Here is a 24,866-nt window from a genome sequence, read left to right as displayed (position 1 = left end):
GAAAATCTAAACTACCTTAATATAGCTATACTGCAACAGTGTGACAATGCTTGATAGGTCTTATGTCCTTATCAATGAAAAAACGGTAACGGTTGAGTTTTAGGTAGGATAATTTTAAACAAAACGTGCTTTTCGTCTCATTTAATGTTGAAATTGACATTAAATAATTTACAAGTCAATAGCTAACTATGATCACTGTTATTTCACCAGCAAAGAATCTTGATTACGACACGCCACCCGCAACAGATAAGTTCACTCAACCTGAATTACTTGAGCACAGCGAAGCGCTCATGAAAGTATGCCGTGAACTAACTCCTGCGCAGATTGGCAGTTTAATGAAAATTAGCGATAAGCTCGCGGGCCTTAATGCAGCACGTTTTAGTGAGTGGGCGCAACCGTTTACTACGAGTAATGCTAAACAGGCTGTGCTTGCCTTTAATGGCGATGTATATGGCGGTTTAGATGCCGACACCCTAACGGCTAAGCAACTTGATTATGCTCAAGAGCATTTACGTATACTCTCGGGTTTATACGGATTATTAAAACCGCTTGATCTAATGCAAGCCTACCGCCTGGAAATGGGTACAAAGCTTGAAAACAGCCGTGGTAAAAACCTATATGAGTTTTGGGGCAGTATTATTGCTAATAAACTTAACGACGTTTTAGCGGCACAAGATGCACAATACTTAGTTAATTTAGCGTCTAACGAATACTTTAAAGCGGTAGATAAAAAAACGCTTAACGCACAAATTATTACGCCACATTTTAAAGACTGTAAAAACGGCCAATATAAAGTGATTAGCTTTTACGCTAAAAAAGCGCGCGGCATGATGGCGCGTTACCTTATCGAAAACCAAGTCACGCAATTAAGTCAGCTTAAAGAGTTTACCGTGGCCGGTTATTACTTTAGCTCAGAAGCAACCACTAAAGAACTTGAACCGGTATTTTTGCGCGAAGAGCAAAGCTAACACACTTTTTTAAAATGTTTAAAAAGCCATGCATTGCATGGCTTTTTATTTTGGCGCTATTTTTGCAGACCTTAGGTTATTAACCCAAACTAAGGTATAAAAACAAATGCTCTCAATTCCCTCAATTACAGAAGCCGAAAAACTCATAGAAGAGAAGCTCGGCGGTTGGTTTGATGTTGTTATAAGTCATATCCCTAACTTTATAGTCGCGGTGATTATTGCGATTATATTTTCATTTATTGCCCGCCTTGCAGGCAAAGGAATGAAAAAAGTATTGCGTCGTTCCCTCGATTCTACTCAAATTGCCGACTTAATGGCCTCCATTTTTAAAGTCATTGTTTTGAGTGTAGGAGTCTTTATTGCCCTTGATTTTATGGGTTTAAAAAGTACCGTTACGTCACTACTTGCGGGTGCAGGTATTGTTGGTCTCGCCATTGGTTTTGCTTTTCAAGATATGACCGAAAACCTAATTGCGGGTATTGCTATGGGTATTCGTAAACCGTTCAAAGCGGGTGATGTTATCGAGACCGATAACGTATTTGGTTCAGTGCATTCAATAAATTTACGTAACACACTAATAGAGAGCTTTTACGGGCAGTTGATACTGGTTCCTAATAAAATACTATTTAGAAATGTACTGCGTAATTACAGCACTTTAGGGGTCAGAAGAATAGAAGTACCAGTAGGTATTTCTTACGCTGACGATATAGAAAAAGCCAGTGAAGTTATTGTCGAAAAAATTAATCAATTCGACTTTGTGATCCGCAAAGATGAGACCGCGGTGTACGCAGAAGGCTTTGGTGATAGCAGTATAAACTTATTGGTATGGTTTTGGATTAAATACCCTGGTGAGCCCGATTTTATGACGGTGCGTCACAAAGGTGTTGTGGCAGTAAAGCAAGCACTCGATGCTGCTGATATAAGTATTCCGTTTCCTATTCGTACGTTGGATTTCGGTATTAAAGGCGGTGAAAAACTCGATGCCATGATAAGCGATAAAATAAGTCAGCAGTCAACTAGTAAAGAGGCTGATAGCAACACTGATACAAGCCAGGAAAGCAATTAATTTTAAATTTACAAGGGTAAAGCGGTAGGAAAAACTTACTGACTATCAGCGCGTTTTTACAAAGTAAAAACGCGCTTTTTATTATAATTAATTGATGTTCGGAAGTAACTAAAGCCTTGCGTTAACTAAGTTAAAAGCGTCTCAATTAGAAAACTATATCGATAAGGTTTCTCATTTCAAAATAGATTATTTAATTAATCGAATATGTTCTCAAGCTTGATGCAAGCCCTATATAGAAGTGTCTTTGAGTAAAGGATTCAATGGTATAAGTAGCTGCAATGAGCGTCGCGATTGGCGCGTAAACTAAAAGGCTTTTAATCAAGCTATTTATACTGGCTCGGGAGTATGTTCTGCATTAAATTATATCTTGCAGGCCATAAAAAGCGCCGCTTGTGTTGGAGCAACAAGCAGCGCTGAAGAATAAGTTAAGAAGGAGATGTATTAAATCACACTAATTTTGTTACGAATGACTTTAACCCCATCCATATTTTCTAAAAATTTTTGTGCAAGAGCACGTTCAAAACCGTTATTAGCTTTGCCTTTAAGTTCAACGTCGCCATTTTCAACCTGTACGTTTAAATTTTTTAATTCTAGGTTTGGGTTAGTACGTAATTCATGAGTAATAGATTGCTGTAAAGTAGCTTGTGTGGCCACACTACTCACTATCGCTAAATGCGTTGCTGCACTAACTTTAAAAGCAGAGACTAATAAAAATAAACAACAAAACGAAATAAAACCGATAGTAAATTTAATGCGACTCATAACTATATCCTTAATGTGTTTTGAAAAATTATCGCCGTTATTTGGCGTTTTAATACTCATATATTGACTAGGGTTACAAGTTTCATTCCAAATTTAACTGTTTGAAATAATTGGGTATTTTATTAAGTGGTTATTCAGCTAAGTAGTTTTTACATATTACTCTGAATTGCTTACTCACTGTTTTTAAGCCACAAAAAAGCCGACAAACGTCGGCTCAATCAAATGTACTAAAGCTAAAGCTATTTTTTCTTTTTAGCTTTGGCTTTTTTCTTCGCTTTCATTTTTACTGGATCTTTACGCTTTTTAACTGGTGGCTTAGCTTCTTTATGTTTTGGCTCTAATCCTTTAAATACACGGCGTTTTAGCTTCTGCTCTATGTAACGTTCTACTTTGTAAAGGATGCCAATATCGTGTGCTTCAATTAGTGAAATTGCTATGCCTTTTTTACCCGCGCGACCTGTACGGCCAATACGGTGTACGTAAACATCTGCAGTGCGAGGCATATCAAAGTTAATTACGTGGCTTATATCAGCTACATCAATACCACGCGCGGCTACATCGGTCGCGACTAAAATGCGGGTTTTGCCACTGTGGAAATTTTCCATCGCTTTCATGCGTTTATCTTGTGGCATTTCACCACGTAGCCACGCAGCTTTAACGCCGTTATTGGTTAGTTCACCAATAAGGGTTTCAAGGCGCTCACGAGTTTTTACAAACACAATCGCTTTACTAACATCAGGGCCGTTTAAGGTGTTAACTAATAGCTCAAGCTTGTGATGGTAATCGTCAGCTAAATGAACCCATTGATGTATTTTAGCTTTTTCTTTGCGTGATGATTCGGCTTCAAGTAGAGCCGGGTCGTTTAAAATACGCTCTGCAAATAATTCTACGCTGTCACCTTCAAGAGTAGCTGAGAATAAAAAGCACTGACGACGGTTTTTAGCTTCATCACAAATACGCAGCATTTCTTTACGAAAGCCCATGTCGAGCATGCGGTCGGCTTCATCAAGAATGAGCATTTCTACGTTTTCTGCGTGGAAGTTTTCAGTTTCCAAATACTCCATTAAACGCCCAGGTGTGGCGATTAAAATGTCGTTATTATTTTCAAAAATTTCTTTGTGTGTACCGTAATTAATACCGCCGGTAACCACCCCAATTTTTAAGTGGGTTTGTTTTGCAAGTAACTCACATTGTTCATGAATTTGATAAGCAAGCTCGCGAGTTGGGGTCATAATTAATACCCGTGCAAAGCCCGGATCACGACGCGGGAAATCCATTAAATATTGAATTGCTGGAATTAAGAATGCCGCCGTTTTACCCGTACCTGTCGGTGCAGACGCTAAAATATCACGCCCTTGCAACGCCTCAGGAATGGCTTGTTGTTGAATGCTAGTAGGGGTTTCAAAACCCATTTTATTAATAGCATTGAGTAGCTTATTATCAAGATCAAATTCAGAAAATTGCATAGAGTGTCAAAAATAGGGGACAATTGCCGTTAATTATACGCACTTAAATCTACTTGGTGAATGAAAAGGTGAAAAAATGTCTGGTTTTGCATTTAAACAATTTAAGGTTGAGCACGACCAGTGCGCCATGAAGGTCTCTACCGATGGTATTTTACTCGGGGCATGGGCTGATTTAAGCGATGCTAGTTCGTTATTAGATATTGGCACAGGCACGGGGTTGTTGGCGTTAATGTGTAAACAGCGAGTGCCAGATTTAAAGGTGAGTGCGGTTGAGGTTGATGAAGCCGCCTACCAGCAAGCTGTAAAAAATTGCCAGCAAAGCCCTTGGCCTGATATTAGTATTTATCATCAAGGCATTCAGCATTTTGCGGCTGAGACTAAATTTGATTGCGTTATATCTAATCCGCCTTATTTTAATCACAGTTTAAAAAGTGATAATGCAGCACGCAATGCCGCTCGCCATACCGATGGTTTAAGCTTTGCAGAACTGATTGCTGCGTTTAAACGCTTAACGCATAAACAGGCACACTTTAATTTAATTTTACCCAGCAAAGAGGCACAGTTATTTATAACCTTGGCGCAGCAACAAGGGCTGTATTTAAACGCGCATTGCAAAGTAAAAACTACACCGAGTAAAGTGTTCAGTCGTAGCTTAATGCGCTTTAGCTCAATCAAAACAGAATTACAACAAACAGTGCTTTGCATAAAAGATGAAAACAACACCTACACAGCTGATTATGTCGGGCTTTGCAAAGCATTTTATTTAAAGATGTAAGCTATAAATTGAGCTTAGTTATTTAAAAAGAAAGATAATTTACCCATTATGCATACGTATTCAGTTTTTATTTAATCAATCACCAGACTAGTGTTAACCACTTGTAAATAACGTCGAGTATGTTGTTTAACTCGCTCAACACTTGGAACACACACTATGAAGCTGAATAAAATAATCACCACTGCAGGATTAAGCCTTGGCTTAACTTTACCAAGCTTAGCTATGGCTGCACCTACAACATTTGTGCATCTATTTGAATGGAACTGGCAAGATATAGCCCAAGAATGTGAACAGTTTTTAGGGCCCAAAGGGTATGCTGCTGTACAGGTATCTCCGCCTAACGAGCATATTACAGGTAATCAATGGTGGACTCGCTACCAACCTGTGAGCTACCAACTGCAAAGCCGTGGCGGGAACCGGACGCAGTTTATAGATATGGTTAATCGATGTAATTCGGCAGGCGTAGATATATATGTTGATACGCTAATAAACCATATGGCTGCAGGCAATGGTACTGGTACCGCCGGTAATAACTTTGGTAATAAACAATATCCTATTTATAGCCCACAAGATTTTCACCAAAGCTGCTCAATTAACCCTGAAGATTACGGTAATAACCGCTATCGTGTGCAACATTGCGAGCTGGTAGGGCTTGCCGATTTAAATACCGCTTCAACTTATGTGCAAAATACGTTAGCGGCCTATATTAATGACCTGCAAGCTTTAGGTGTTAAAGGCTTTAGGTTTGATGCTGCTAAGCATGTTGCTGCAATCGATATTCAAAGTCTAATGGCTAAAATAAATGGTTCGCCAGTGGTGTTTCATGAGGTGATAGATCAAGGTACTGAAGCGGTAGATGCTTCAGAGTATTTAAGTACAGGTTTAGTTACTGAGTTTAAATATAGTACCCAACTTGGTAATACGTTTAGAAATGGCTCGCTTGCGTGGCTAAGTAATTTTGGTGAAGGTTGGGGTTTTATGCCAAGTTCGTCAGCTGTGGTATTTGTTGATAACCATGATAACCAACGCGGGCATGGTGGTGCGGGTAATGTAATTACTTTTGAAGATGGCCGTTTATACGATCTAGCTAACGTTTTTATGTTGGCATATCCGTATGGGTATCCAAAAGTCATGTCGAGTTATGACTTTCATGGTGATACCGATGCAGGTGGGCCAAGTGTGCCAGTGCACAACAATGGTAACTTGGAGTGTTTTGCAAGCAAATGGAAGTGTGAGCATCGTTGGTCGTACATTGCTGGTGGTGTTGATTTTAGAAATAACACTGCCGATAACTGGGGTGTAACAAACTGGTGGGATAACACCAATAACCAGATTGCATTTGGGCGAGGTAGCTCAGGCCATATGGCAATTAATAAAGAAGACTCAACCTTAAATTCAACGGTTCAAACAGATATGGCTGCTGGTCAGTACTGTAACGTATTAAAAGGTGAGCTTTCGAGTGATGCTAAAAGCTGTAGTGGTGAGGTTATTACAGTTAATAGTAACGGCACTATTAATTTAAATGTGGCGCCATGGGATGCCATGGCTATTCATAAAAAGGCTAAATTACTACAAGGCTCGCTTCCTAATAACGGTGGTGATTGGCAAAGAACCGTTGTTTTTATCAATGCGCAAACACAAAGCGGGCAAGATATGTTTGTTCGTGGTGGAATAGATCACATTTATGCGAATGCAAACCTTGGTAGAAACTGCCAAACAACGAACATTGAATGTGCCATGCCTATTCGTCACAACAATTTAAAAAACAACACCACTTTGCCTTGGAAAGCAAACGATAATTACCTAGATTGGTATGGTATTGAGCAAGGTCAAAGCAGTAAGGCGCAAGGTACCGCGATGGATTGGACTACTAATATATGGCCTAGTGAATATGGCGCGCAAAAAACGGTAGATAATGATGGTTTTGGCGTTACACCACTTAACATATGGGGCGAACACTACTGGATGCTTGATGTTGATATGGATTGCAGTAAAGCCGTTAACGGCTGGTTTGAACTCAAAGCATTTGTAAAAAATGGCCCTGAGTGGGAGGGCGATATAAATCAAGCAAACACCCCATATGCAAGCACTAACCATATGGCCCAGTGCGGCAAAATTAATATGTTTGAATTTAATAGCTCAAGTGTAGAGGTACGTGATTTTTAAATATGCACTTTTAATCATGTACTTTAAAACGTGATTATTATTTAAAAACCAAGTGTGTTAAAACGCACTTGGTTTTTATTTTTTACATGCACCTAATTAGCTATGTAATTTCATAGTGTGTTTATAAATCAGCTGGTATTATCGTTTTATTCGCTATTTAAAATTAAAGCAACTCAATGAAAAACTTTAATAAACTAACTTTGCTAAGCACTCTCGCTGCAGCTTTATTTATAAGCCATAGTGCGCATGCAAACATGAGTCCTGTAGGGCTTTGGAAAACCATTAATGAAGACACCAAAGAAGCAAAGTCTTATGTACGCATTACTGAACAAGACGGCGTACTGACTGGCAAAATTGAAACAATACTCAATAAAAATAAGCAAGATGCGCTTTGCAGCGAGTGTGGTGGTGATAAAAAGAATCAGCCGATGCTAGGCATGACCATTATTGAAGATGTGACTTATGCCGGAGATGGTAGTTGGGAAGACGGTGAAATTCTCGACCCCAATAATGGTAAAACCTACAGCGTGCGCCTAACTTTGCAGCAAAATGGTGAACAGTTAGAAGTGCGTGGTTATGTGGGCTTTTTTTACCGTAACCAATACTGGTTAAAAGTAGAGTAGTTAAGGATTAAAAAGCGCTGCATAGCAGCGCTCTTTGCACGCTGAGTTATAGGGTTTCAGCGTACTCTGTCATCACTTGTTCTACCCAAGTGGCAATACGCTCGTCGCTTAGCTCGTACTGACTGTCTTCGTCTAATGCTAAACCTACAAATTGTTTACCGTCTTCGGTAAGGGCTTTAGACGCTTCAAATTCGTAATTACTATCGTTAGGCCAAAAGCCAAGTTGAGTAATGGCTTGGGCATTTATTTCATCGTGCAACATACCTAACGCATCTTGAAACCACTGGCCATACCCTTGCTGATCGCCCATGCCAAATAAGGCGATAGTTTTACCATTTAGGTCAACGTCTTTTATGTCGTCCCACTTTGATTCCCAATCTTCTTGAATTTCGCCAAAGTCCCACGTAGAAATACCAAAAATGATAAAGTCATATTGCTCAGCGTTTTTAAGCGGCTCGTCTTTAATATTATGTAAGCTGACAATGTCGGCGCCAATAATATCGCGTATTTTTTCTGCCGCCATTTCGGTATAGCAGGTAGTAGAACCAAAAAATAAACCAATCTGCATCGTATTTATCACTGTGTAATTGCCTGTTATGATAGGCTCAAGTTTACCGTAAGGTATTTTTAATTGATACCTTCTCCCGTGGTATTACCAACATGAGATCACAACGTGACAACGCTATCTGACGATTTACCTGAACAAAATACTGAGCTAAGCAGCAATAGCGACTTTTTAGAAACCTTTCTTGATAGCCTCTATTTAGAGCAAGGCGTAAGTGAAAACACACTGAGCGCTTATCGCAGTGACTTAGATAAGTTTTGCCAATTTTTAAAAGGCGAAAACTTAATGACGGTAACCAGCTTAGATGTTGAAAGTTACTTGGCACACCGTGTTGATTTAGGGCTAAAGCCACGCAGTACTGCGCGTAGCATTAGTGCATTAAAACGTTTTTATCAGTACTTTGTACGCGAAAAAATAATTAGCGACTCACCTATGGTCAATATTGCTCAGCCTAAAGCGGGGCAATCATTACCAAAAACGCTTTCTGAAGCCGAAGTAGAGGCACTATTAAGTGCCCCCAATATAGAAGAGCCAATGGGGCTGCGCGACAAAGCCATGCTAGAGCTATTGTATGCAACGGGCTTGCGGGTAACTGAGCTGGTAGGGCTGAGAATGGAGCAAATAAATTTGCGCCAAGCTGTGGTGTTTGTAAAAGGTAAAGGAAATAAAGAGCGATTAGTGCCTTTAGGTGAAGAGGCTATGTATTGGCTGGAGCAATTTTTAAAGCTTGGGCGAGCACAAATGATAAAACATGCCACCGATTTTGTCTTTCCCTCTAAACGTGGGGTGGGCATGACACGACAAACTTTTTGGCATCGGATTAAACACTATGCTATTTTGGCATCCGTTGAGTCGCCGTTATCACCTCACACTTTGCGACATGCATTTGCAACGCATTTATTAAATCATGGGGCTGACTTGCGTGTGGTGCAGATGATGCTTGGCCACAGCGACCTATCAACTACCCAAATTTATACGCATGTAGCGAATGAGCGATTAAAATCGGTGCATGCTGAGCACCATCCTCGTGCTTAAGCGAATTTTTTTGTCACTAAGCCGGTCATATAGACACGATAAGATAAGTATTTTTTAGGATAGAGAACCCGTTATGAAAAAATTAATGTTAGCAGGTGCCATGTTGTGCACTAGTTTGAGCGCTTTTGCTAATGGCGTTGCAGTAACACCCGATGCCAATGATCCTATCGTGACAAAATTTGCCGCGCTTGGAGTAACTGTAAAACAAATTAACCCAAGTCCGGTTGCAGGCTTAAAAGAATTGATTACCAATAAAGGGGTGCTATATGCAAGCCCTGACGGTCAGTTTTTAATGCAAGGTACGCTAATCGATTTAAACAACCGTAATAATTTAACCGAGCAAGCACTTAATGGTGTGCGCCAATCAGGGTTAAAAGAATACGAAGATTCAATGATTGTGTATAAAGCGCCAGAAGAAAAACACAGCATTACCGTGTTTACAGATATTAGCTGTGGTTACTGTCGTAAATTACACCGAGAGCTTGATGACTTACTTGAGTCGGGTATTACGGTTAAATACCTCGCATTTCCACGTGGCGGCCTACAGGGGTCAGGTTATGCTGATTTAATGAATGTGTGGTGTGCTAAAGATCAGCAAGAAGCACTTACTGAAGCTAAATCGGGCTCGGATACACAAATTGTAAAAGATTGTAGCGCACCCGTTGCAGAGCATTACCAATTAGGCCAAAGTTTTGGTGTTAGTGGTACACCGGCTATTATTTTAGAAGATGGCACGATGATCCCAGGCTACCAACCAGCAGCCGCATTAAGCGCTGCGCTTGAGGCGAATAAAGCAGGTTAATTAAAAACCTGAGTACCTGTTTAAAAAGGCCTTTATGGCCTTTTTTTGTCTTTTTGTTATGAACATCATAAGTTAAAAAACCAGCATGAAAAAAATGATCATTGCGCGAGAACCCGTTGACGACTCTCATCTACCTAGTCATCTACATCCTGTTATTAAGCAAATTTATGCCACGCGTAACGTCTGCCATGCTGATGAATTAAATAATAGTGCGGCTACTTTACTCGACTTTAAGTTGTTTAAAGATATAGACAAAGCCAGCCAACTGTTAATTGATGCGCTGCATGCACAAAGCAAAATACTTATTGTTGGCGATTTTGACGCCGACGGCGCAACCAGCACCGCCACCTTAATGCAAGGGCTGGCCATGTTTGGCTTTACTCATTTAGATTACTTAGTGCCAGACCGCTTTAGTCTAGGTTATGGTTTAAGCCCAGCATTGGCTGAGCAAATAGTGACTATGCAGCCCGATTTAGTGATCACCGTAGATAACGGTATTTCGTGTATTGCAGGGATTGATATTGTTAAAGCCGCAGGCATTAAAGTGCTGGTTACAGATCACCATTTACAAGGCGAGCAACTGCCGAATGCCGATGCTATTGTTAATCCTAATCGTCATGACTGTGATTTTCCTTCTAAGTCGATAGCTGGTGTTGGTGTGGCGTTTTATTTACTTATCGCGCTGAGAAGTGCGCTGCGTGAACAAGGCTACTTTAACCAACATCCTATGCCAAATATTGCTGACTTACTCGATATTGTAGCCCTTGGTACGGTGGCCGATGTGGTGGCTCTGGATGCGAATAACCGTACGTTAGTGCATCAAGGCTTGGCACGTATTCGCAGCGGTAAAACGCGCCCAGGTATCACCGCACTGATTGAAGTGGCTAATCGTAATGCAGCTCGTTTAAGTGCCAGCGATTTTGGCTTTTCATTAGCGCCGCGTTTAAATGCAGCTGGGCGCCTAGATGACATGAGTTTGGGTATAGCTTGCTTACTTAGCAACGACATAAATCAAGCAAGGCGCATAGCCGGCGAGCTTGATAGCTTAAACTTTGCCAGACGTGAAATAGAGCAAGGTATGCAAGTAGAGGCGCAAGCCGTGCTCGATAGGCTAGCATTTAAAGAAGATAGTGTGCCTGATGCTATTTGTTTGTATCAAGACGATTGGCATCAAGGTGTTATTGGCATTTTAGCGGGGCGCTTAAAAGAAAAATACCACCGCCCAACCGTGATATTTGCGGGTGGCGAAAACGGTGAAGTAAAAGGTTCATGTCGCTCTATTGAAGGCTTGCATATGCGCGACCTGCTTGAGGGGTTAAACACTGCGCAGCCTGGTTTAATTAATAAATTTGGCGGCCACGCAATGGCGGCAGGTTTAAGTATTAACGAGCAGCAATTTACTGAGTTCAAACGCGCATTTGATAGTGCAGTTAGCGAGCAACTCAGTGAAGAAAGTAAACGCTGTATTGTATTTACCGATGGTGAGCTACCTAATGACTGCTTTAGCATGGATTTTGCCCAGCTTTTAAAACAATCGGGCCCGTGGGGGCAGCAGTTTCCTGAGCCGATATTTGAACACACCTTTGAAGTAATCCAGCAGCGTATTGTGGGTGAAAAACACTTAAAGCTAGTATTAAAGCATCAGTCTGCACGCTTAGTGGATGCCATTGCCTTTGGGATTGATGTAAAAGCGTGGCCAGATACCGAGGCGCAGTTTGTTAAAGTAGCGTATCAGCTCGATATAAATGAATTTAGAGGTAAATTTAGCTTACAACTTATAGTTAGAGAGCTTGAAAAAGTGGGCTAAAAAATATCTTCAAACCATGCATAAAAGGCTAATAAAACGCGCGGTTTTTTGTTAAAATCGGGCGTTTTTATTATTTAATGATTTTTAATTGCGCTCGGTCTCTTTTTTAAGTGCGCAATAACCTAGCCATTTTGGAGTAATGTACATGTTTGAAGTGAATCCTGTGATTAATCAAATCAAGGAAATTCGCGAACGTACTGAACTGCTTCGGGGGTACCTTTGACTACGCTCTTAAACAAGAACGTTTAGAAGAAGTTAACGCCGAACTTGAAGATTCAGCCGTATGGAATGAGCCTGAGCGCGCACAAGCCCTTGGTCGTGAAAAGTCAGCACTAGAAGCCGTGGTTGAAACAATCGATAACCTTGTTGCTGGTACTGACGATGTTGAAGGTTTAGTCGAGCTTGCTGTTGAAGCCGAAGATCAAGACACCTTTGATGAAGCACAAAGCGAACTAGCTGATTTAAACCAGCAGCTTGAAGGGCTTGAGTTTCGTCGTATGTTTTCAGGCTCTCACGATTCAAACGATGCCTACCTTGATTTACAATCAGGCTCTGGCGGTACAGAAGCACAAGACTGGTGTAATATTTTACTGCGTATGTACTTACGCTGGGGTGAAGCAAAAGGCTTTAAAGTAGAGCTAGTTGAAGCGACCGATGGTGATGTTGCTGGTATTAAAGGTGCAACGGTACGTTTTTCTGGCGAATACGCTTATGGTTGGTTACGCACTGAAACAGGCGTACACCGCCTAGTTCGTAAAAGCCCATTTGATTCAAGTGGCCGTCGTCATACCTCGTTTGCATCTGCGTTTGTTTACCCAGAAGTTGATGACAACATTGAGATTGATATTAATCCGTCTGACTTACGTATAGACGTTTACCGTGCATCAGGCGCGGGTGGTCAGCACGTAAATACCACCGAATCGGCGGTACGTATTACTCACGTACCAACTAATACCGTGGTGCAATGTCAAAACGAGCGTTCACAACATAAAAATAAAGCCCAAGCAATGAAGCAGTTAAAAGCGAAATTATTTGAGCTTGAGCTACAGCAGCAAAATGCTGAAAAGCAAAGCCAAGAAGACAACAAGTCTGATATTGGCTGGGGAAGTCAAATTCGTTCATACGTACTTGATGACTCGCGTATTAAAGATTTACGTACTGGCGTTGAAAACCGTAACACTCAAGCGGTACTCGATGGCGACCTAGATAAATTTATTGAAGCCAGCTTAAAATCTGGTTTATAACCACCAAGCTAAAAAAGAGCTAAAAAATGACTGATCAAATCCAAGACGAAAATAAGTTAATCGCTGAGCGTCGCGGCAAATTAGACGCTATTCGCGAAAATTGCCCAGCCAACGGTCATCCAAACCAATTCCGTCGTGAGCATTACACGGCAGATTTGCAGGCTGAGTTTGGTGATAAGAGTAAAGAAGAGCTAATCGAATTACAGCACGTAGTATCGATAGCAGGTCGTATTCTTGCTAAACGTGGTCCATTTATGTCTATTCAAGACATGAAAGGCCGTGTACAAGCATATGCCTCAAAAGACGTTCAAAAAGATTTAAAAGCAAAATATGGTCAGCTTGATATTGGCGATATTATTGGTGTTAAAGGCGCGCTGAACAAATCAGGTAAAGGCGATTTATACGTAGAAATGACAGAGTACGAACTGCTGACTAAGTCACTTCGTCCACTACCAGAAAAATTCCATGGCTTATCAGATCAAGAAACTAAATACCGTCAACGTTATGTTGATTTAATTACTAACGAAGCAACGCGTGAAACATTCCGCATTCGCTCACAAGTAGTTGAAGGCATTCGTCGCTTTTTAGCTGACCGCGATTTTATGGAAGTAGAAACGCCAATGCTACAGGTTATTCCTGGTGGCGCGACGGCACGTCCGTTTGTAACGCATCATAATGCGCTTGATATCGATATGTACTTGCGTATTGCACCAGAGCTTTACTTAAAGCGTTTAGTGGTAGGTGGTTTTGACCGCGTATTCGAAATTAACCGTAACTTCCGTAACGAAGGGTTATCGACACGCCACAACCCAGAATTCACTATGATTGAGTTCTACCAAGCGTACGCTGACTACATTGATTTAATGAACATCACCGAAGACATGTTACGTACAGTTGCAACTAATGTACTGGGCAGCCCAATTGTGGTTAACACCACTAAAGATGAAAACGGCGACGTTGTTGATTCAGTAGAGTATGACTTTGGTCAACCGTTCACGCGTTTAAGCATGGCAGATGCTATCTTAAAATATAACCCAGAGTTTGATGCTGCGGTATTTAACGACCCAGAAAACCACTTTGAAGAATTAAAAGCGTACGCTAAACAAGTACACGTTAAAATTCCTGAAAACTGCGTATGGGGCCCAGGTAAGTTCTTATGTGAAATATTTGAAGAAACGGCTGAGCATATGCTTATCCAACCTACATTTATCACAGGCTACCCGTGGGAAGTATCTCCACTTGCACGTCGTAACGACGAAAATCCATTTGTAACTGACCGTTTTGAATTCTTTGTTGGTGGCCGTGAGCTTGCAAATGGTTTCTCAGAGCTTAACGATGCACAAGATCAAGCTGAGCGTTTTACTCGTCAGGTTGAAGAGAAAGACGCTGGTGATGATGAAGCAATGCATTATGACGAAGACTACATTCGCGCACTTGAGTATGGTTTACCACCAACGGCAGGTGAGGGCATTGGTATTGACCGTTTAGTGATGCTATTTACTGACTCATCAACTATCAAAGATGTTATTTTATTCCCGCACATGCGCCCACAAGCTGACTAAGCTTGAAGGAATAAACTATAAAATTATTAACGCCGCTAATTAGCGGCGTTTTTTTTGCCTTATTGTTTGTGAGACATTGCCTAAACTTTATATTAGGGCTTTTAATTAATAAGTACTACACTGATAATAAAATGTAAGTACAAAGGGATATTAACCTTTAATTCAGTTTCATTATCATAAAGTTGCCTCACTGCTTAGCAACATTAAAGCAGTGCTATAACTTTTTGGTATGATTGTTTTTTAAACATTATGTTGTATTTATGTGAATTTTTTAGCTAAAATATGGCCGAAATTTGTACACGGTCATTATTAGTCGTAAAAATAAAAATTTCTAAAGGACTTAGATAAATAATATGAAAGCTAAACGAGTAGAGTCTTTACCCGATGAGAGCACCACAGAGCAACAGCGACAAGCTTATTACCGCGCGTGTATTGCTGAGTTTCAAAAATTGGGCTACCAAGAGCAATATCTTGCTGAACTTACGGATGAACTAGTGCCAGTGATGGGTGTAAACTCAAGCACTCCAAATACCTAACCTGATTAATTTTCAAACTAATTACACTTTAAAACCAGACATGTGTGCAATCTATAGCCATATAGTCACTTTTGTCAGAAAAGTGTTTGACATATTTTCTGAAATCTTTATTATACGCCCCACAAGACGGAGAGGTGTCCGAGTGGCCGAAGGAGCTCCCCTGCTAAGGGAGTATAGAGTTTGTAGCTCTATCGAGGGTTCGAATCCCTCCCTCTCCACCATTTTTTAAATGGCGAAATCTTGTAAACGTAAAGATGGGCGCATAGCTCAGCTGGATAGAGTACCTGGCTACGAACCAGGCGGTCGGAGGTTCGAATCCTCCTGCGCCCACCACTCTTTACACACTCTGCTTAGAGTTAAAACAAGCAAAAATGAAAGTGGGCGCATAGCTCAGCTGGATAGAGTACCTGGCTACGAACCAGGCGGTCGGAGGTTCGAATCCTCCTGCGCCCACCACTTTCAACTCTCACTTAGAGTATAAATAAGTAAATATGAAAGTGGGCGCATAGCTCAGCTGGATAGAGTACCTGGCTACGAACCAGGCGGTCGGAGGTTCGAATCCTCCTGCGCCCACCACTTTCATACATAAGCCGACATTGAGTCGGTTTTTTTGTGCCTAAAATAAAGTGAATATGGGAAAGTAGCTAGCTACGAACCAGACGGTCAGAGGTTCACTCTTACAAAATACGTCCTGCGCCCAGCACTTTCATACATAAGCCGACATTAAGTCGGTTTTTTTGTGCCTAAAATAAAGTGAATATGGCAAAGTAGCTAGCTACGAACCAGACTGTCAGAGGTTCACTCTTACAAGATACGTCCTGCGCCCACCACTTTCATACATAAGCCGACATTAAGTCGGTTTTTTTGTGCCTGAAATTTGAGAAGGTTTTTAGCTTTTAGCTTTCAGTTAAGCCAAACAAACACCCCTGTTAAAAATTTCAGCGTAGACGCAGAACGTGTTCGCGTGAGAAGCGCAGCTTCTAATTAGTTACGTATCCACTTAAAACCATTCACTGCTCTTTAACTTAAGGTGTGGTATTTTAAACACCTTGTTTAAAAGGATCTTGCTGTATGTTTAAAGCCGTATTTATCACCTTTGTATTATTATTTAGCAGCTTATTTAATGTGAATGCGAAGCAAAGCGAAGCGCAAAACTTAGCTGTGGTTGGCGCTGCGCAGTTCGCACATTATTTACCGCAATTAAAAAATAAGCGTGTAGGGCTGGTGGTTAATCAAACTTCTGTAGTGGGGCAAACGCATTTAGTTGATAGCTTGCTGGCTAAAAACATCAATATTACTAAAATTTTTGCACCTGAGCATGGCTTTCGAGGCGATCATGACGCGGGAGCGCATGTTAAAAACGCCGTTGATAGCAAAACTGGTATCCCGCTTATATCTATTTATGGCAAAAACAAAAAACCAAGTATCGAAGCTCTTAGCAATGTAGATGTTATTATTTTTGATATTCAAGATGTAGGCGTGCGCTTTTATACCTACATAAGCTCTATGCATTACATGATGGAAGCCGCAGCCGAGCAAGATATTGAGTTTATTGTGTTTGATAGGCCAAACCCCAATATTGCTTACGTTGATGGGCCAATACTTGAGCGCGACTTTAAGTCGTTTGTAGGCATGCACCCAATACCCGTGCTGCACGGCATGACGGTAGGCGAGCTTGCTAAAATGATCAAAGGCGAGGGCTGGATCAATCAAGCTGCTAATTTACAACTGAGCGTGATCCCTGTTGCAGGCTACACCCGCACAACGCCATACAGTTTGCCGGTAAAACCAAGCCCTAATTTACCCAACGATCAATCAATAGCGCTGTATCCGTCGTTGTGCTTTTTTGAAGCAACCCCTGTTAGCATAGGTAGAGGAACTGACTTTGCATTTCAGGTTATTGGTTATTCACCAGTAGCACTTGGGGACTTTAGCTTTACTCCGCGTTCAATAAAAGGCGCAGCGCTTAATCCTAAATTTAAAGACCAAATGGTGAAAGGGATTGATTTACGCCATAGTAATATCACAGGCTTAAACTTAAATTATTTAATTAATGTTTACCAGCAACTGACTCAGGCTAAGCAGGTGTTTTTTGAACGTGCCGATTTTATGGATAAACTCGCAGGAACTGATCAGCTCAGACTTGCCATAGAAGCGAGGCGAACAGCTGAGGAAATTAAGCAAAGTTGGCAAGCGGGGCTTGAGCAATTTAAACAGCAAAGAGCGCCTTATTTGCTCTACCAATAAAGGAATGAGTGTGTATTTAAATTTTTCCGTGTTAGCAAAGCGTACTTTTTTTAACGCACTGACAATTACGCTTTGCTTTATTATTACCGGTTGCAGTGGCGCAAGCAGTGCAATTAAATCTCAGCGCCCGTTTATTCCTAATCAAATACAGAGCCTCGCTAATGCGCAAGTTATTGCTACCTTTCCTGAGTCCAACCCCAGTAGCCGAGAATATGTAAATAATCGTGGGACCTTTAAAGCATATAAAGGGCGAGGGCAATTATTACTACAAAATGAAAGTGCCTTAAGTGCCGATATTTATATTAATAATAAAAAGTTAGCGCTTGATACCCTGCAAAAAAATACTGAGTATGCCTTTAATTTAGGGCAGTACACTCACAACGGAGTTAATACTTTTAAGGTTGATAACATTCAACCAGCTAACGGTAGTTTAACTCTGCGATTTGCCTTTGCTACTCTAAATAGCTCAGTGGCTAAAACCATTGATTTTAGTGCGGTAGATAAGCTAATAGAAAAAGATGTAAGTGCGGGCTTTCCTGGTGCGGTATTAGCGATAATTAAAGCGGGTAAGATATTAAAATTAACCGCTTATGGTGATGCCAAGCAATATCAGCAAAATGACTTAATGTTGTTACGCCCAGAGCCCATGCAAACAAATACACTCTTTGATTTAGCCTCAAACACAAAAATATTTGCTACTAACTTTGCGTTAATGAAACTAGTAAGCGAAGGGCAATTAAACATAAATAACAGAGTGAGTGATTACCTAACAGAATACCAAGGCGATGGACGAGAGCTGCGCCAAGTTAAAGACTTACTCACTCATAAAGCCGGTTATCCGCCTGTGTTCGACTTTCATCGAAAAGACACCCGCTATGGCGAAGCTTTTTTTTCACAAGCCAGCGACACCACTAAACAATTACTACTTACCAGCGTACCACTAGCCAGTGAGCCAAGCGCTCAGCATGTTTACTCTGATATTGATTACATGATTTTAGGAGTTTTAATTGAGCGTATTAGCGGCCAACCGCTCGACGAATACCTAGAGCAGCATATTTACGCGCCTTTAAAGCTTAACAACACTTTATTTAACCCGCTTAAAAAAGGCTTTAATCGTCAGCAGTTTGCCGCCACGGAGCTAAGTGGAAATACCCGCGATGGCCGTATTCATTTTGATAATATTCGCACCAATGTACTGCAAGGGCAGGTACATGATGAGCGTGCTTTTTATTCACTTGATGGTGTAGCAGGCCATGCAGGACTATTTAGTAATGCCCCCGATTTAGCCGTTTTATGCCAAGTGTTGCTCAACAAGGGCGGTTACGGCGATAAGCAAATTTTTAATGCCAGTAGTTTGGCGCAGTTTTTAACCCCACAAAGTACCGATGAAACCTACGGCTTAGGTTTTCGTCTTGCAGGAAATAATCAAGCGCGGCGCTGGCACTTTGGCCCATATGCCAGCCCACAAGCTTATGGACACACAGGTTGGACTGGCACAGTAACTGTGATTGATCCCGCTTACGATTTAGCTATTGTTTTACTTACCAATGCACGCCATTCACCAATTAAAGGTAGTGAAAAACGTTATCAGTTTGTAGGTAAAAACTTTGAAACAGCTCAATATGGTTCTATTGTTTCATTAATTTATGAGGCGCTGTTAAATCAGTAAACTCAGTGAGTGACTTAATGGTGTAAATCTATTAAGTTAACTGCTTACTATTAACTAACCAAGGCTGTTAAAGCCGCGTTTATTATAAAAATTAAAAAGGTTTGTTTATGCATTGGTATTCTATTTTGCCACCGCTGATTGCCATTATTATTGTGTTTTGGCGCAAAGAAGTCATTATGGCGCTGCTTGTTGCGGTAATTTCATCGGAATTTTTACTCGCATTACAAGGTGAAGGAAATAGCGTATTTACTACGTTTTTAAATAGCATTGAGCGCATAGTTGCTGTGGCCAGTTCTCCTGGTAATACCCGTATACTCATCTTTAGTATTTTAATAGGCGCCTTACTTGCCTATATTCGCGAATCTGGCGGTGTTGCTGCTACTGTTAATTTGCTGATGAACAAAGGCGTTGCTAAAAGTAAGCGCCAAGTGGGCTTTTTAACTATGTTTACCGGCGTTGCGGTATTTATAGAGTCAAACTTAAGTGTGCTTACCTCGGGTATTTTATCTCGCGGCCTGTTCGATAAATTTAAAATGAGCCGCGCGCGTTTAGCTTATATAATCGATAGCACCAGCGCCCCTGTATGTATTTTAATATTACTAAACGGCTGGGGTGCATTTGTACTGGGCTTGTTAGGTAATTACGAATTAGGCGAGTCGGCCGTATCGGTGCTGTGGGGCAGTGTAGGCTATAACTTTTACGCCATAATCACTCTGGTTATTGTTTTTTATACCATTGCGTTCGATAAAGTACATGGCCCAATGAAAGTAGCCGAGCAAAAACTAGAGCTACAAACAACCGAGCTAAAAGAAGAAGTAAAAGGCTCTAAAGCACGCTTTATGTTGGTGCCATTACTTACGCTGATTGTGAGCATGGTCGGTTTTATGTTTTATACCGGTAACGGCGTACTTGCCGAGGGCAGCGGTTCAAAATCAGTATTGTACGCCACCGTTTTAGCTATTGTTGTAGCCTATTGTTTAATGATTGGATCGCGCCAGTTTACCCACCACCAACTTGTTGATACCGGCTTTAAAGGCATGGGCGAATTACTCCCACTGGTAAGTATTGTATTGCTCTCGCTGACCTTGGGCGCAAGCTTAAAAGAGCTAGGCACAGGCGTGTTTGTGGCATCTTTGGTTGGCGATTACTTACCAATATATTTAATAGTGCCAGTACTGTTTTTAACCGGTGCGGTTATGTCGTTTACTACGGGTACATCGTGGGGCACGTTTGCCATCCTCATCCCTATTGGCGTACCGCTTATTCAAGCGCTTGGTTTACCGCCATCGCTGGTGGTAGGCGCTATTTTAGGTGGCGGGATATTTGGCGATCATTGTTCCCCTATATCCGACACCAGCGCAGTATCAGCCATCGCCTCGGGTTGTGATTTACTCACCCACGTTAAAACCCAATTACCGTATGCGTTAGTGGGCGGCGGCCTAACGTTTGTTGCTTACTTAGTAACGAGCTTAATTGTTTTGTAGGTTGGGTAGAGCGTAGCGAAACCCAACAAAGTGAGTGAGTTTAAAGCCTGCAAATCTGCAGGCTTTTTTGTTTAAGATTGATCACCACCGAGAACACCGAGGCGCTACGTGCTACACAGAGATAAATAATAATAGCTTTTTATTAATAGGTTACGTTTATTGAATGTAGTATGGCACTATATGAAAAAGAATGGTTTAAAGGGAAATTAAATGCACGATATTAAAGGCTTCAACTGGAACAAGCCAACCAACCGTTCACTGGGGGAGTATTTTCCTGCTGATAAATTAGATCGTGCTCGTTATGCCACATTCTTATCAAGGCTATTGGTTCAAGAAGGTTTTGACAAAAGTAGGCCTGATGATGAGCAAAAGAAAAACTATGTATTAAATCTCAATGCTGAATGGGGGGCAGGTAAAACCTATTTTCTTAAGCGTTGGTCACGAGAATTAATAGTAGATTTTCCTGTTGTATATATTGATGCATGGCAGCAAGACTATTCAGACGACCCATTTTTAACTGTAATTGCAGGTATCATCAAACAGCTTCAACGTCAGGCTAAGTTTAATATAACTATTCCTAAAAGTGCAGTTTCGATGTTTAAGGCTGTTGCACCTGCTATTGCACAAGGCCTAACTAAAAAAATATCAGGCATAGATTTAGATGAGTTACACACATTACTATTCTCTGATGAAGAAATTGAAGATGATCAAAAGCAAAATTCTAACAAGTTAACTGGTAGCGACTTTTCACCAGCAGTAAAAGCGCTTGCACAAAATTTGATTAAAGATCATGAAGCAAAGAATAAAAGCATCGAAGTAATCAAATCCAAGTTAGCAGACTGGGTAAGTAAGTTTGAAAAGCAGGAAGGTAAGTCGCTACCCATATTTATTTTTATTGATGAATTAGATCGCTGTCGCCCAAGTTATGCGGTAGAAATGTTAGAGACGATTAAACATATTTTTGATGTTAAAGGCATTGTGTTTGTTGTTGCAACAGATACTGAGCAACTTCAACATACAATCAAATCAATTTATGGTGAAGGCTTTGATGCAAACGTTTATTTAGGTCGCTTTTTTAATAGCCGTTACAGCTTAAAACGACCTGTATTAAAAGACTTTTTATTTGTACACAGTGATACAACTAAATTTGAAACGGCGTATTTAGAAAGTAAAAATATTGAGTTACTCCCCCGCGCACAAACCCACGAAACTGCTTTAGCCAATATTTCTATTGTATTAGACGCCTTTCAGGTATCAGCAAGAACAGCTATTCAAATTACTGAACGAATGACAGCTATTATTGCAAATTTACCAAGTGGTAAAAAAGTTGATGTACTTGTGCTCGCTGTTTTGTTTTGTATCTATGAAAAAGACCACTCACTTTATGAAGAGATAATTACTGGAAGGTTTAAACGAGATGGAAAAAACCATAAAGGCGAAGTACGAAATATAAGCTTAAATAATTTTTTAAAACAGAGCATTCAAGGCGTACAACAACTAGCAGAGATAAAATATTTTATTGAACCATTATCTTACACAAATTCATTTTACTTAGGTCAAATGACAAGTAGAAATAATAATTTTGCTACTGGGAATTACTCTATAAAACTAACTGAATTTATAGATAGTATCTTTTGCAGAGTATTTAATAATACAACAAATTCTGTGACTCTAATGTTTAGTTCAAGTAGTGAGAACGTAACAGCACTTCATAGCGCTGAACAAAACTTAGCAAATGCTGATGTCAGAAAGCCTAGGGTAGGCAATATTACACTCTTGTGGTTAAGTTACATTTACATAAAAGATGGCTATGAAGAAATTACTAAAGAGCACTACCGTGATTTTATAGAGCTTTCTTCACCATTAGATTACATGGGCGATAGTTAACTATCTCTGTGCAGCGCGAAGCGCCTCTGTGTTCTCGGTGGTAATTACTTATTTAAATTACCACCATGCTAAAAACAACCTAAGCCCCACACTGTCTCACCCCATCCTCGGCATGTTTAAGAGCAATAATCTGCCCTTTGCCGTTATGCGCCATAGCGAGCATATCACCCGTATTTATATTACTTTCTACTGCATGCTTTCCTTTTAAATCACTGAGCAGTGACTGCTTAATTTGTACCAGTACCTCGTCATTACAGCTGGCTATGTACCAGTCGTTGTCGACCTTTACGAGCGTGCCGTATTCTATATGGTGTTGTTGATGGCGGCGTAAGTCGTTTGCTAGTTGGGTGTCGAGCGCTCGTTTTTGTTGCGTTATGGTACTAGCGTAGTTACCTGTTTGATCTATTTCATGCGTTGTTATAAACGAGTAGTCGTGTATGTCTATGGTGTTTAATACGGTTTTAGGGGCAGTATTTATCACGTTGTTACTGTCGAGAACTATAAAAGCCAGTAAGCCCAGTGCGCAGGTAAGGCTTGTGAGTTGCAGGGCAAAGCCAAGCTTTTTAGGTTGTTTTTGGATTACGCTATGTTTTAACGCCTGTTGCTGAGCGTGCGAAAGTCTGGTGCGTGCTTTACGCTCGTTATAATGTTGTGTGAGCTTTTCATTAAACTGCTCATCAGGCTTGTTCATTATAATCTCCTAATAATTGTTTTAGGTTTTGTTTGGCGTAGCGTAGCCTTGTTTTTATGGTTTGGGCGTTGCTTTGCGTTATAAGCTCTATGTCGGTAAGGCTAAAGCCTTCTTGTTGTAAGGTGATGGCTTCGCGTTGCACAAAACTAAGTTGCTTGAGCGCAGCATTAAACGCTTCATAACTTATGTGTGTGTCGCCTATGTGTGAGTCACTGCTTGTTAATTCACTTTGATTGTTATTTTGCGCAGGCAGTTGGTTGTTTTCGTCAAGCTCGACAAAGTGTTGCTGTTTGCGGTATTCGTCTATTAGGGTGTTGCGTGCGAGTTTAAATAACCAGGCTTTGGGCGTGGTTTGTGCTTGGTAAAGGTGGCGCTTTTCAATAACCTTTAGCCATGTTTGTTGGCTTACGTCGTATGCTAAATGTGTATTAGACTGGGTAACTAGGTAGTGATATAAATCGTTACTGTATAAGGCAATAAGCTGCTCTAAGTGGCGGTTGTCGCCACTTTTTGCATACCGCGCCATGCAGTCTTTGCTTGGCGCTTCAAATAACCATGACTTAATACTCAATAGCATAGGCGCTTATTCCTTTACTGCGAACTGTCTAATTTAAAATCAAGCTGTACGGTTTGACCTGTTTGTAATTGTGCCACACCTTCAATTACTTTTGGGCGATATTTCCAGCGTTTAATTGCGCGAAGCGCTTCGCGATCAAATATGCGTTTTGGTTCGGCATTTACTACCGTGGCATCAATCACTTCACCAGTGGGTGAAATATTAAAGCTAAGTTGCACCCAGCCTTCTATACCATCACGAGCTGCGCTAGTTGGGTACTTTGGATTTATGCGCACAATGGGTGAAGCATCTCCCGTAGGGCGGGTCAGTGTTTGCTTCATATCGTTACCAAATCCGTCAATTACTATGGGTGGTGCTGTGCTTATTGCTGTTATTGGCTCATTACTAGGTGTTACACGTGGTGGTGCTTTAGGCGGCACTTTAGGTGTGGGTGGTGGCGGTATTCTTTTAATATGCGTGGTTTGTTTATCTTCTGGTGCTTGAAAAATCTCAACAGTAATATCATCACCCAATTTTATAGGTGCTCTTTGTTCGCCACTAATTAAGTACTGCATAAAGGCGAATGCAATAAAGGTCATCACAGCACCGCCAAGAACAGCTGTTGATGTTTTGAACATGGGGTTTTTAGGAAATTCAAGTGTGTGCATAAGCCGCTCCAAATTAACTTATTATGTTGTTTCAGAGCTATAACGGCTGGCAAATAGAAAAGGGGTGAAATCGTTTTAAAATTTTATTAAAAATACAGGGGGAGTATTTTACCTATATAAAAGGTCTCTTGATTTTTTTATTTTGGGTTGGCTAAAAAGAATGTAGTTATTTTAAGTTTTGCCTGTTATTTTCTATTTTATTTACTCTAGGTAGATGAAATTGACAAGTTTGAGTAGCGCCAGTATATTTGTCCCAATAAAGGAACTTACACATAAAAAGGAATGAA

The 24,866-nt window shown here is 40.8% G+C and carries 21 protein-coding genes and 4 tRNA genes; 19 read left to right on the top strand and 6 right to left on the bottom strand.

Annotation, left to right across the window (positions count from 1 at the left end; genetic code table 11):
• Positions 1-188 precede the first annotated feature (188 nt).
• Positions 189-968 carry a peroxide stress protein YaaA gene (gene yaaA / locus FHG08_RS00835; protein WP_013465813.1) on the top strand — a complete coding sequence of 260 codons (780 nt, stop codon included), beginning with the start codon at positions 189-191 and terminating at the stop codon, positions 966-968.
• A 106-nt stretch (positions 969-1,074) separates the two neighbouring features.
• The gene (locus FHG08_RS00830) at positions 1,075-2,034 is read left to right on the top strand and encodes a mechanosensitive ion channel family protein (protein WP_138606631.1); all 960 of its coding nucleotides are present in this window, start codon (positions 1,075-1,077) and stop codon (positions 2,032-2,034) included.
• Positions 2,035-2,475: 441 nt separating this feature from the next.
• Here the strand turns inward: FHG08_RS00830 and FHG08_RS00825 are convergent, their stop codons facing one another.
• Positions 2,476-2,796 carry a BON domain-containing protein gene (locus FHG08_RS00825; protein WP_178956557.1) on the bottom strand — a complete coding sequence of 107 codons (321 nt, stop codon included), beginning with the start codon at positions 2,794-2,796 and terminating at the stop codon, positions 2,476-2,478.
• Positions 2,797-3,035: 239 nt separating this feature from the next.
• A complete protein-coding gene (srmB, locus tag FHG08_RS00820; RefSeq protein WP_010391528.1) occupies positions 3,036-4,262 on the bottom strand; it encodes an ATP-dependent RNA helicase SrmB in 1,227 nt (408 codons plus the stop codon).
• A gap of 76 nt (positions 4,263-4,338) precedes the next feature.
• Here srmB and FHG08_RS00815 point away from each other — a divergent pair, with 76 nt between their 5' ends.
• From FHG08_RS00815 to FHG08_RS00805, 3 genes are all read left to right on the top strand, one after another.
• Positions 4,339-5,037, top strand: a complete 699-nt coding sequence (locus FHG08_RS00815; RefSeq protein ID WP_178956556.1) for a tRNA1(Val) (adenine(37)-N6)-methyltransferase — start codon at positions 4,339-4,341, stop codon at positions 5,035-5,037.
• 156 nt (positions 5,038-5,193) lie between these two features.
• Entirely contained in the window at positions 5,194-7,203 is a 2,010-nt protein-coding gene (locus tag FHG08_RS00810; protein ID WP_178956555.1) for an alpha-amylase family protein, read from the top strand.
• Between the two features lie 176 nt (positions 7,204-7,379).
• The gene (locus FHG08_RS00805; RefSeq protein ID WP_178956554.1) at positions 7,380-7,826 is read left to right on the top strand and encodes a DUF2147 domain-containing protein; all 447 of its coding nucleotides are present in this window, start codon (positions 7,380-7,382) and stop codon (positions 7,824-7,826) included.
• Between the two features lie 46 nt (positions 7,827-7,872).
• Here FHG08_RS00805 and fldB read toward each other — a convergent pair whose 3' ends face one another.
• A complete protein-coding gene (gene fldB, locus FHG08_RS00800) occupies positions 7,873-8,394 on the bottom strand; it encodes a flavodoxin FldB (RefSeq protein WP_008467792.1) in 522 nt (173 codons plus the stop codon).
• 105 nt (positions 8,395-8,499) lie between these two features.
• Between fldB and xerD the strand changes: the two genes are divergently transcribed.
• The 14 genes from xerD (at position 8,500) to FHG08_RS00730 (ending at position 22,664) form a co-directional block, all read left to right on the top strand.
• Entirely contained in the window at positions 8,500-9,426 is a 927-nt protein-coding gene (xerD, locus tag FHG08_RS00795; protein ID WP_008110662.1) for a site-specific tyrosine recombinase XerD, read from the top strand.
• 73 nt (positions 9,427-9,499) lie between these two features.
• Complete coding sequence (gene dsbC, locus FHG08_RS00790; protein WP_138606619.1) at positions 9,500-10,228, top strand: bifunctional protein-disulfide isomerase/oxidoreductase DsbC; 729 nt, start codon at positions 9,500-9,502, stop codon at positions 10,226-10,228.
• An 85-nt stretch (positions 10,229-10,313) separates the two neighbouring features.
• A complete protein-coding gene (gene recJ / locus FHG08_RS00785) occupies positions 10,314-12,035 on the top strand; it encodes a single-stranded-DNA-specific exonuclease RecJ (RefSeq protein WP_178956553.1) in 1,722 nt (573 codons plus the stop codon).
• A 145-nt stretch (positions 12,036-12,180) separates the two neighbouring features.
• A protein-coding gene (gene prfB / locus FHG08_RS00780) for a peptide chain release factor 2 (RefSeq protein WP_109874146.1) occupies positions 12,181-13,279 on the top strand; the annotation gives its coding sequence in 2 pieces (ribosomal slippage) (positions 12,181-12,255 and positions 12,257-13,279; 1,098 coding nt in all).
• Between the two features lie 26 nt (positions 13,280-13,305).
• Positions 13,306-14,841, top strand: coding sequence for a lysine--tRNA ligase (lysS, locus tag FHG08_RS00775; protein WP_054201888.1), 1,536 nt, complete (start codon positions 13,306-13,308; stop codon positions 14,839-14,841).
• Between the two features lie 353 nt (positions 14,842-15,194).
• Positions 15,195-15,377 (top strand): hypothetical protein, encoded by a 183-nt coding sequence (locus FHG08_RS00770; RefSeq protein ID WP_138606615.1) that lies wholly within the window; start codon positions 15,195-15,197, stop codon positions 15,375-15,377.
• A 128-nt stretch (positions 15,378-15,505) separates the two neighbouring features.
• Positions 15,506-15,598: transfer RNA gene (locus FHG08_RS00765), tRNA-Ser, on the top strand.
• A gap of 35 nt (positions 15,599-15,633) precedes the next feature.
• Positions 15,634-15,710: transfer RNA gene (locus FHG08_RS00760), tRNA-Arg, on the top strand.
• A gap of 46 nt (positions 15,711-15,756) precedes the next feature.
• Positions 15,757-15,833, top strand: a tRNA-Arg gene (locus FHG08_RS00755).
• Between the two features lie 43 nt (positions 15,834-15,876).
• A tRNA-Arg gene (locus FHG08_RS00750) sits at positions 15,877-15,953 on the top strand.
• Between the two features lie 495 nt (positions 15,954-16,448).
• The gene (locus FHG08_RS00745) at positions 16,449-17,624 is read left to right on the top strand and encodes an exo-beta-N-acetylmuramidase NamZ domain-containing protein (RefSeq protein WP_178956552.1); all 1,176 of its coding nucleotides are present in this window, start codon (positions 16,449-16,451) and stop codon (positions 17,622-17,624) included.
• Between the two features lie 10 nt (positions 17,625-17,634).
• The gene (gene pbp4b, locus FHG08_RS00740) at positions 17,635-19,293 is read left to right on the top strand and encodes a penicillin binding protein PBP4B (protein ID WP_178956551.1); all 1,659 of its coding nucleotides are present in this window, start codon (positions 17,635-17,637) and stop codon (positions 19,291-19,293) included.
• A gap of 107 nt (positions 19,294-19,400) precedes the next feature.
• Entirely contained in the window at positions 19,401-20,777 is a 1,377-nt protein-coding gene (locus FHG08_RS00735; RefSeq protein ID WP_109874150.1) for a Na+/H+ antiporter NhaC family protein, read from the top strand.
• A 210-nt stretch (positions 20,778-20,987) separates the two neighbouring features.
• Entirely contained in the window at positions 20,988-22,664 is a 1,677-nt protein-coding gene (locus FHG08_RS00730) for a P-loop NTPase fold protein (protein ID WP_178956550.1), read from the top strand.
• A gap of 79 nt (positions 22,665-22,743) precedes the next feature.
• Here FHG08_RS00730 and FHG08_RS00725 read toward each other — a convergent pair whose 3' ends face one another.
• From FHG08_RS00725 to FHG08_RS00715, 3 genes are read right to left on the bottom strand one after another with little or no spacing between them, the layout of a single operon-like run.
• Positions 22,744-23,355, bottom strand: a complete 612-nt coding sequence (locus FHG08_RS00725) for a hypothetical protein (protein ID WP_178956549.1) — start codon at positions 23,353-23,355, stop codon at positions 22,744-22,746.
• Positions 23,342-23,932, bottom strand: a complete 591-nt coding sequence (locus tag FHG08_RS00720) for a sigma-70 family RNA polymerase sigma factor (protein WP_178956548.1) — start codon at positions 23,930-23,932, stop codon at positions 23,342-23,344. The genes FHG08_RS00725 and FHG08_RS00720 overlap by 14 nt, the downstream gene beginning before the upstream one ends.
• Positions 23,933-23,946: 14 nt before the next feature.
• Entirely contained in the window at positions 23,947-24,579 is a 633-nt protein-coding gene (locus FHG08_RS00715) for an energy transducer TonB (RefSeq protein ID WP_178956547.1), read from the bottom strand.
• Between the last annotated feature and the right edge of the window lie 287 nt (positions 24,580-24,866).

Origin of the sequence: Pseudoalteromonas sp. Scap03, from assembly GCF_013393115.1 — a bacterium.
Classification (GTDB): domain Bacteria; phylum Pseudomonadota; class Gammaproteobacteria; order Enterobacterales; family Alteromonadaceae; genus Pseudoalteromonas.
The sequence above is the reverse complement of the archived record's forward strand: the minus strand, read 5'-3'. Positions and strand labels throughout refer to the sequence as shown.

Bases quoted from the DNA above. Each gene is read 5' to 3' on its own strand.
- yaaA (WP_013465813.1), top strand. From the start codon at position 189: ATGATCACTGTTATTTCACCAGCAAAGAATCTTGATTACGACACGCCA.
- FHG08_RS00830 (WP_138606631.1), top strand. From the start codon at position 1,075: ATGCTCTCAATTCCCTCAATTACAGAAGCCGAAAAACTCATAGAAGAG.
- FHG08_RS00825 (WP_178956557.1), bottom strand. From the start codon at position 2,796: ATGAGTCGCATTAAATTTACTATCGGTTTTATTTCGTTTTGTTGTTTA.
- srmB (WP_010391528.1), bottom strand. From the start codon at position 4,262: ATGCAATTTTCTGAATTTGATCTTGATAATAAGCTACTCAATGCTATT.
- FHG08_RS00815 (WP_178956556.1), top strand. From the start codon at position 4,339: ATGTCTGGTTTTGCATTTAAACAATTTAAGGTTGAGCACGACCAGTGC.
- FHG08_RS00810 (WP_178956555.1), top strand. From the start codon at position 5,194: ATGAAGCTGAATAAAATAATCACCACTGCAGGATTAAGCCTTGGCTTA.
- FHG08_RS00805 (WP_178956554.1), top strand. From the start codon at position 7,380: ATGAAAAACTTTAATAAACTAACTTTGCTAAGCACTCTCGCTGCAGCT.
- fldB (WP_008467792.1), bottom strand. From the start codon at position 8,394: ATGCAGATTGGTTTATTTTTTGGTTCTACTACCTGCTATACCGAAATG.
- dsbC (WP_138606619.1), top strand. From the start codon at position 9,500: ATGAAAAAATTAATGTTAGCAGGTGCCATGTTGTGCACTAGTTTGAGC.
- recJ (WP_178956553.1), top strand. From the start codon at position 10,314: ATGAAAAAAATGATCATTGCGCGAGAACCCGTTGACGACTCTCATCTA.
- lysS (WP_054201888.1), top strand. From the start codon at position 13,306: ATGACTGATCAAATCCAAGACGAAAATAAGTTAATCGCTGAGCGTCGC.
- FHG08_RS00770 (WP_138606615.1), top strand. From the start codon at position 15,195: ATGAAAGCTAAACGAGTAGAGTCTTTACCCGATGAGAGCACCACAGAG.
- FHG08_RS00745 (WP_178956552.1), top strand. From the start codon at position 16,449: ATGTTTAAAGCCGTATTTATCACCTTTGTATTATTATTTAGCAGCTTA.
- FHG08_RS00735 (WP_109874150.1), top strand. From the start codon at position 19,401: ATGCATTGGTATTCTATTTTGCCACCGCTGATTGCCATTATTATTGTG.
- FHG08_RS00730 (WP_178956550.1), top strand. From the start codon at position 20,988: ATGCACGATATTAAAGGCTTCAACTGGAACAAGCCAACCAACCGTTCA.
- FHG08_RS00725 (WP_178956549.1), bottom strand. From the start codon at position 23,355: ATGAACAAGCCTGATGAGCAGTTTAATGAAAAGCTCACACAACATTAT.
- FHG08_RS00720 (WP_178956548.1), bottom strand. From the start codon at position 23,932: ATGCTATTGAGTATTAAGTCATGGTTATTTGAAGCGCCAAGCAAAGAC.
- FHG08_RS00715 (WP_178956547.1), bottom strand. From the start codon at position 24,579: ATGCACACACTTGAATTTCCTAAAAACCCCATGTTCAAAACATCAACA.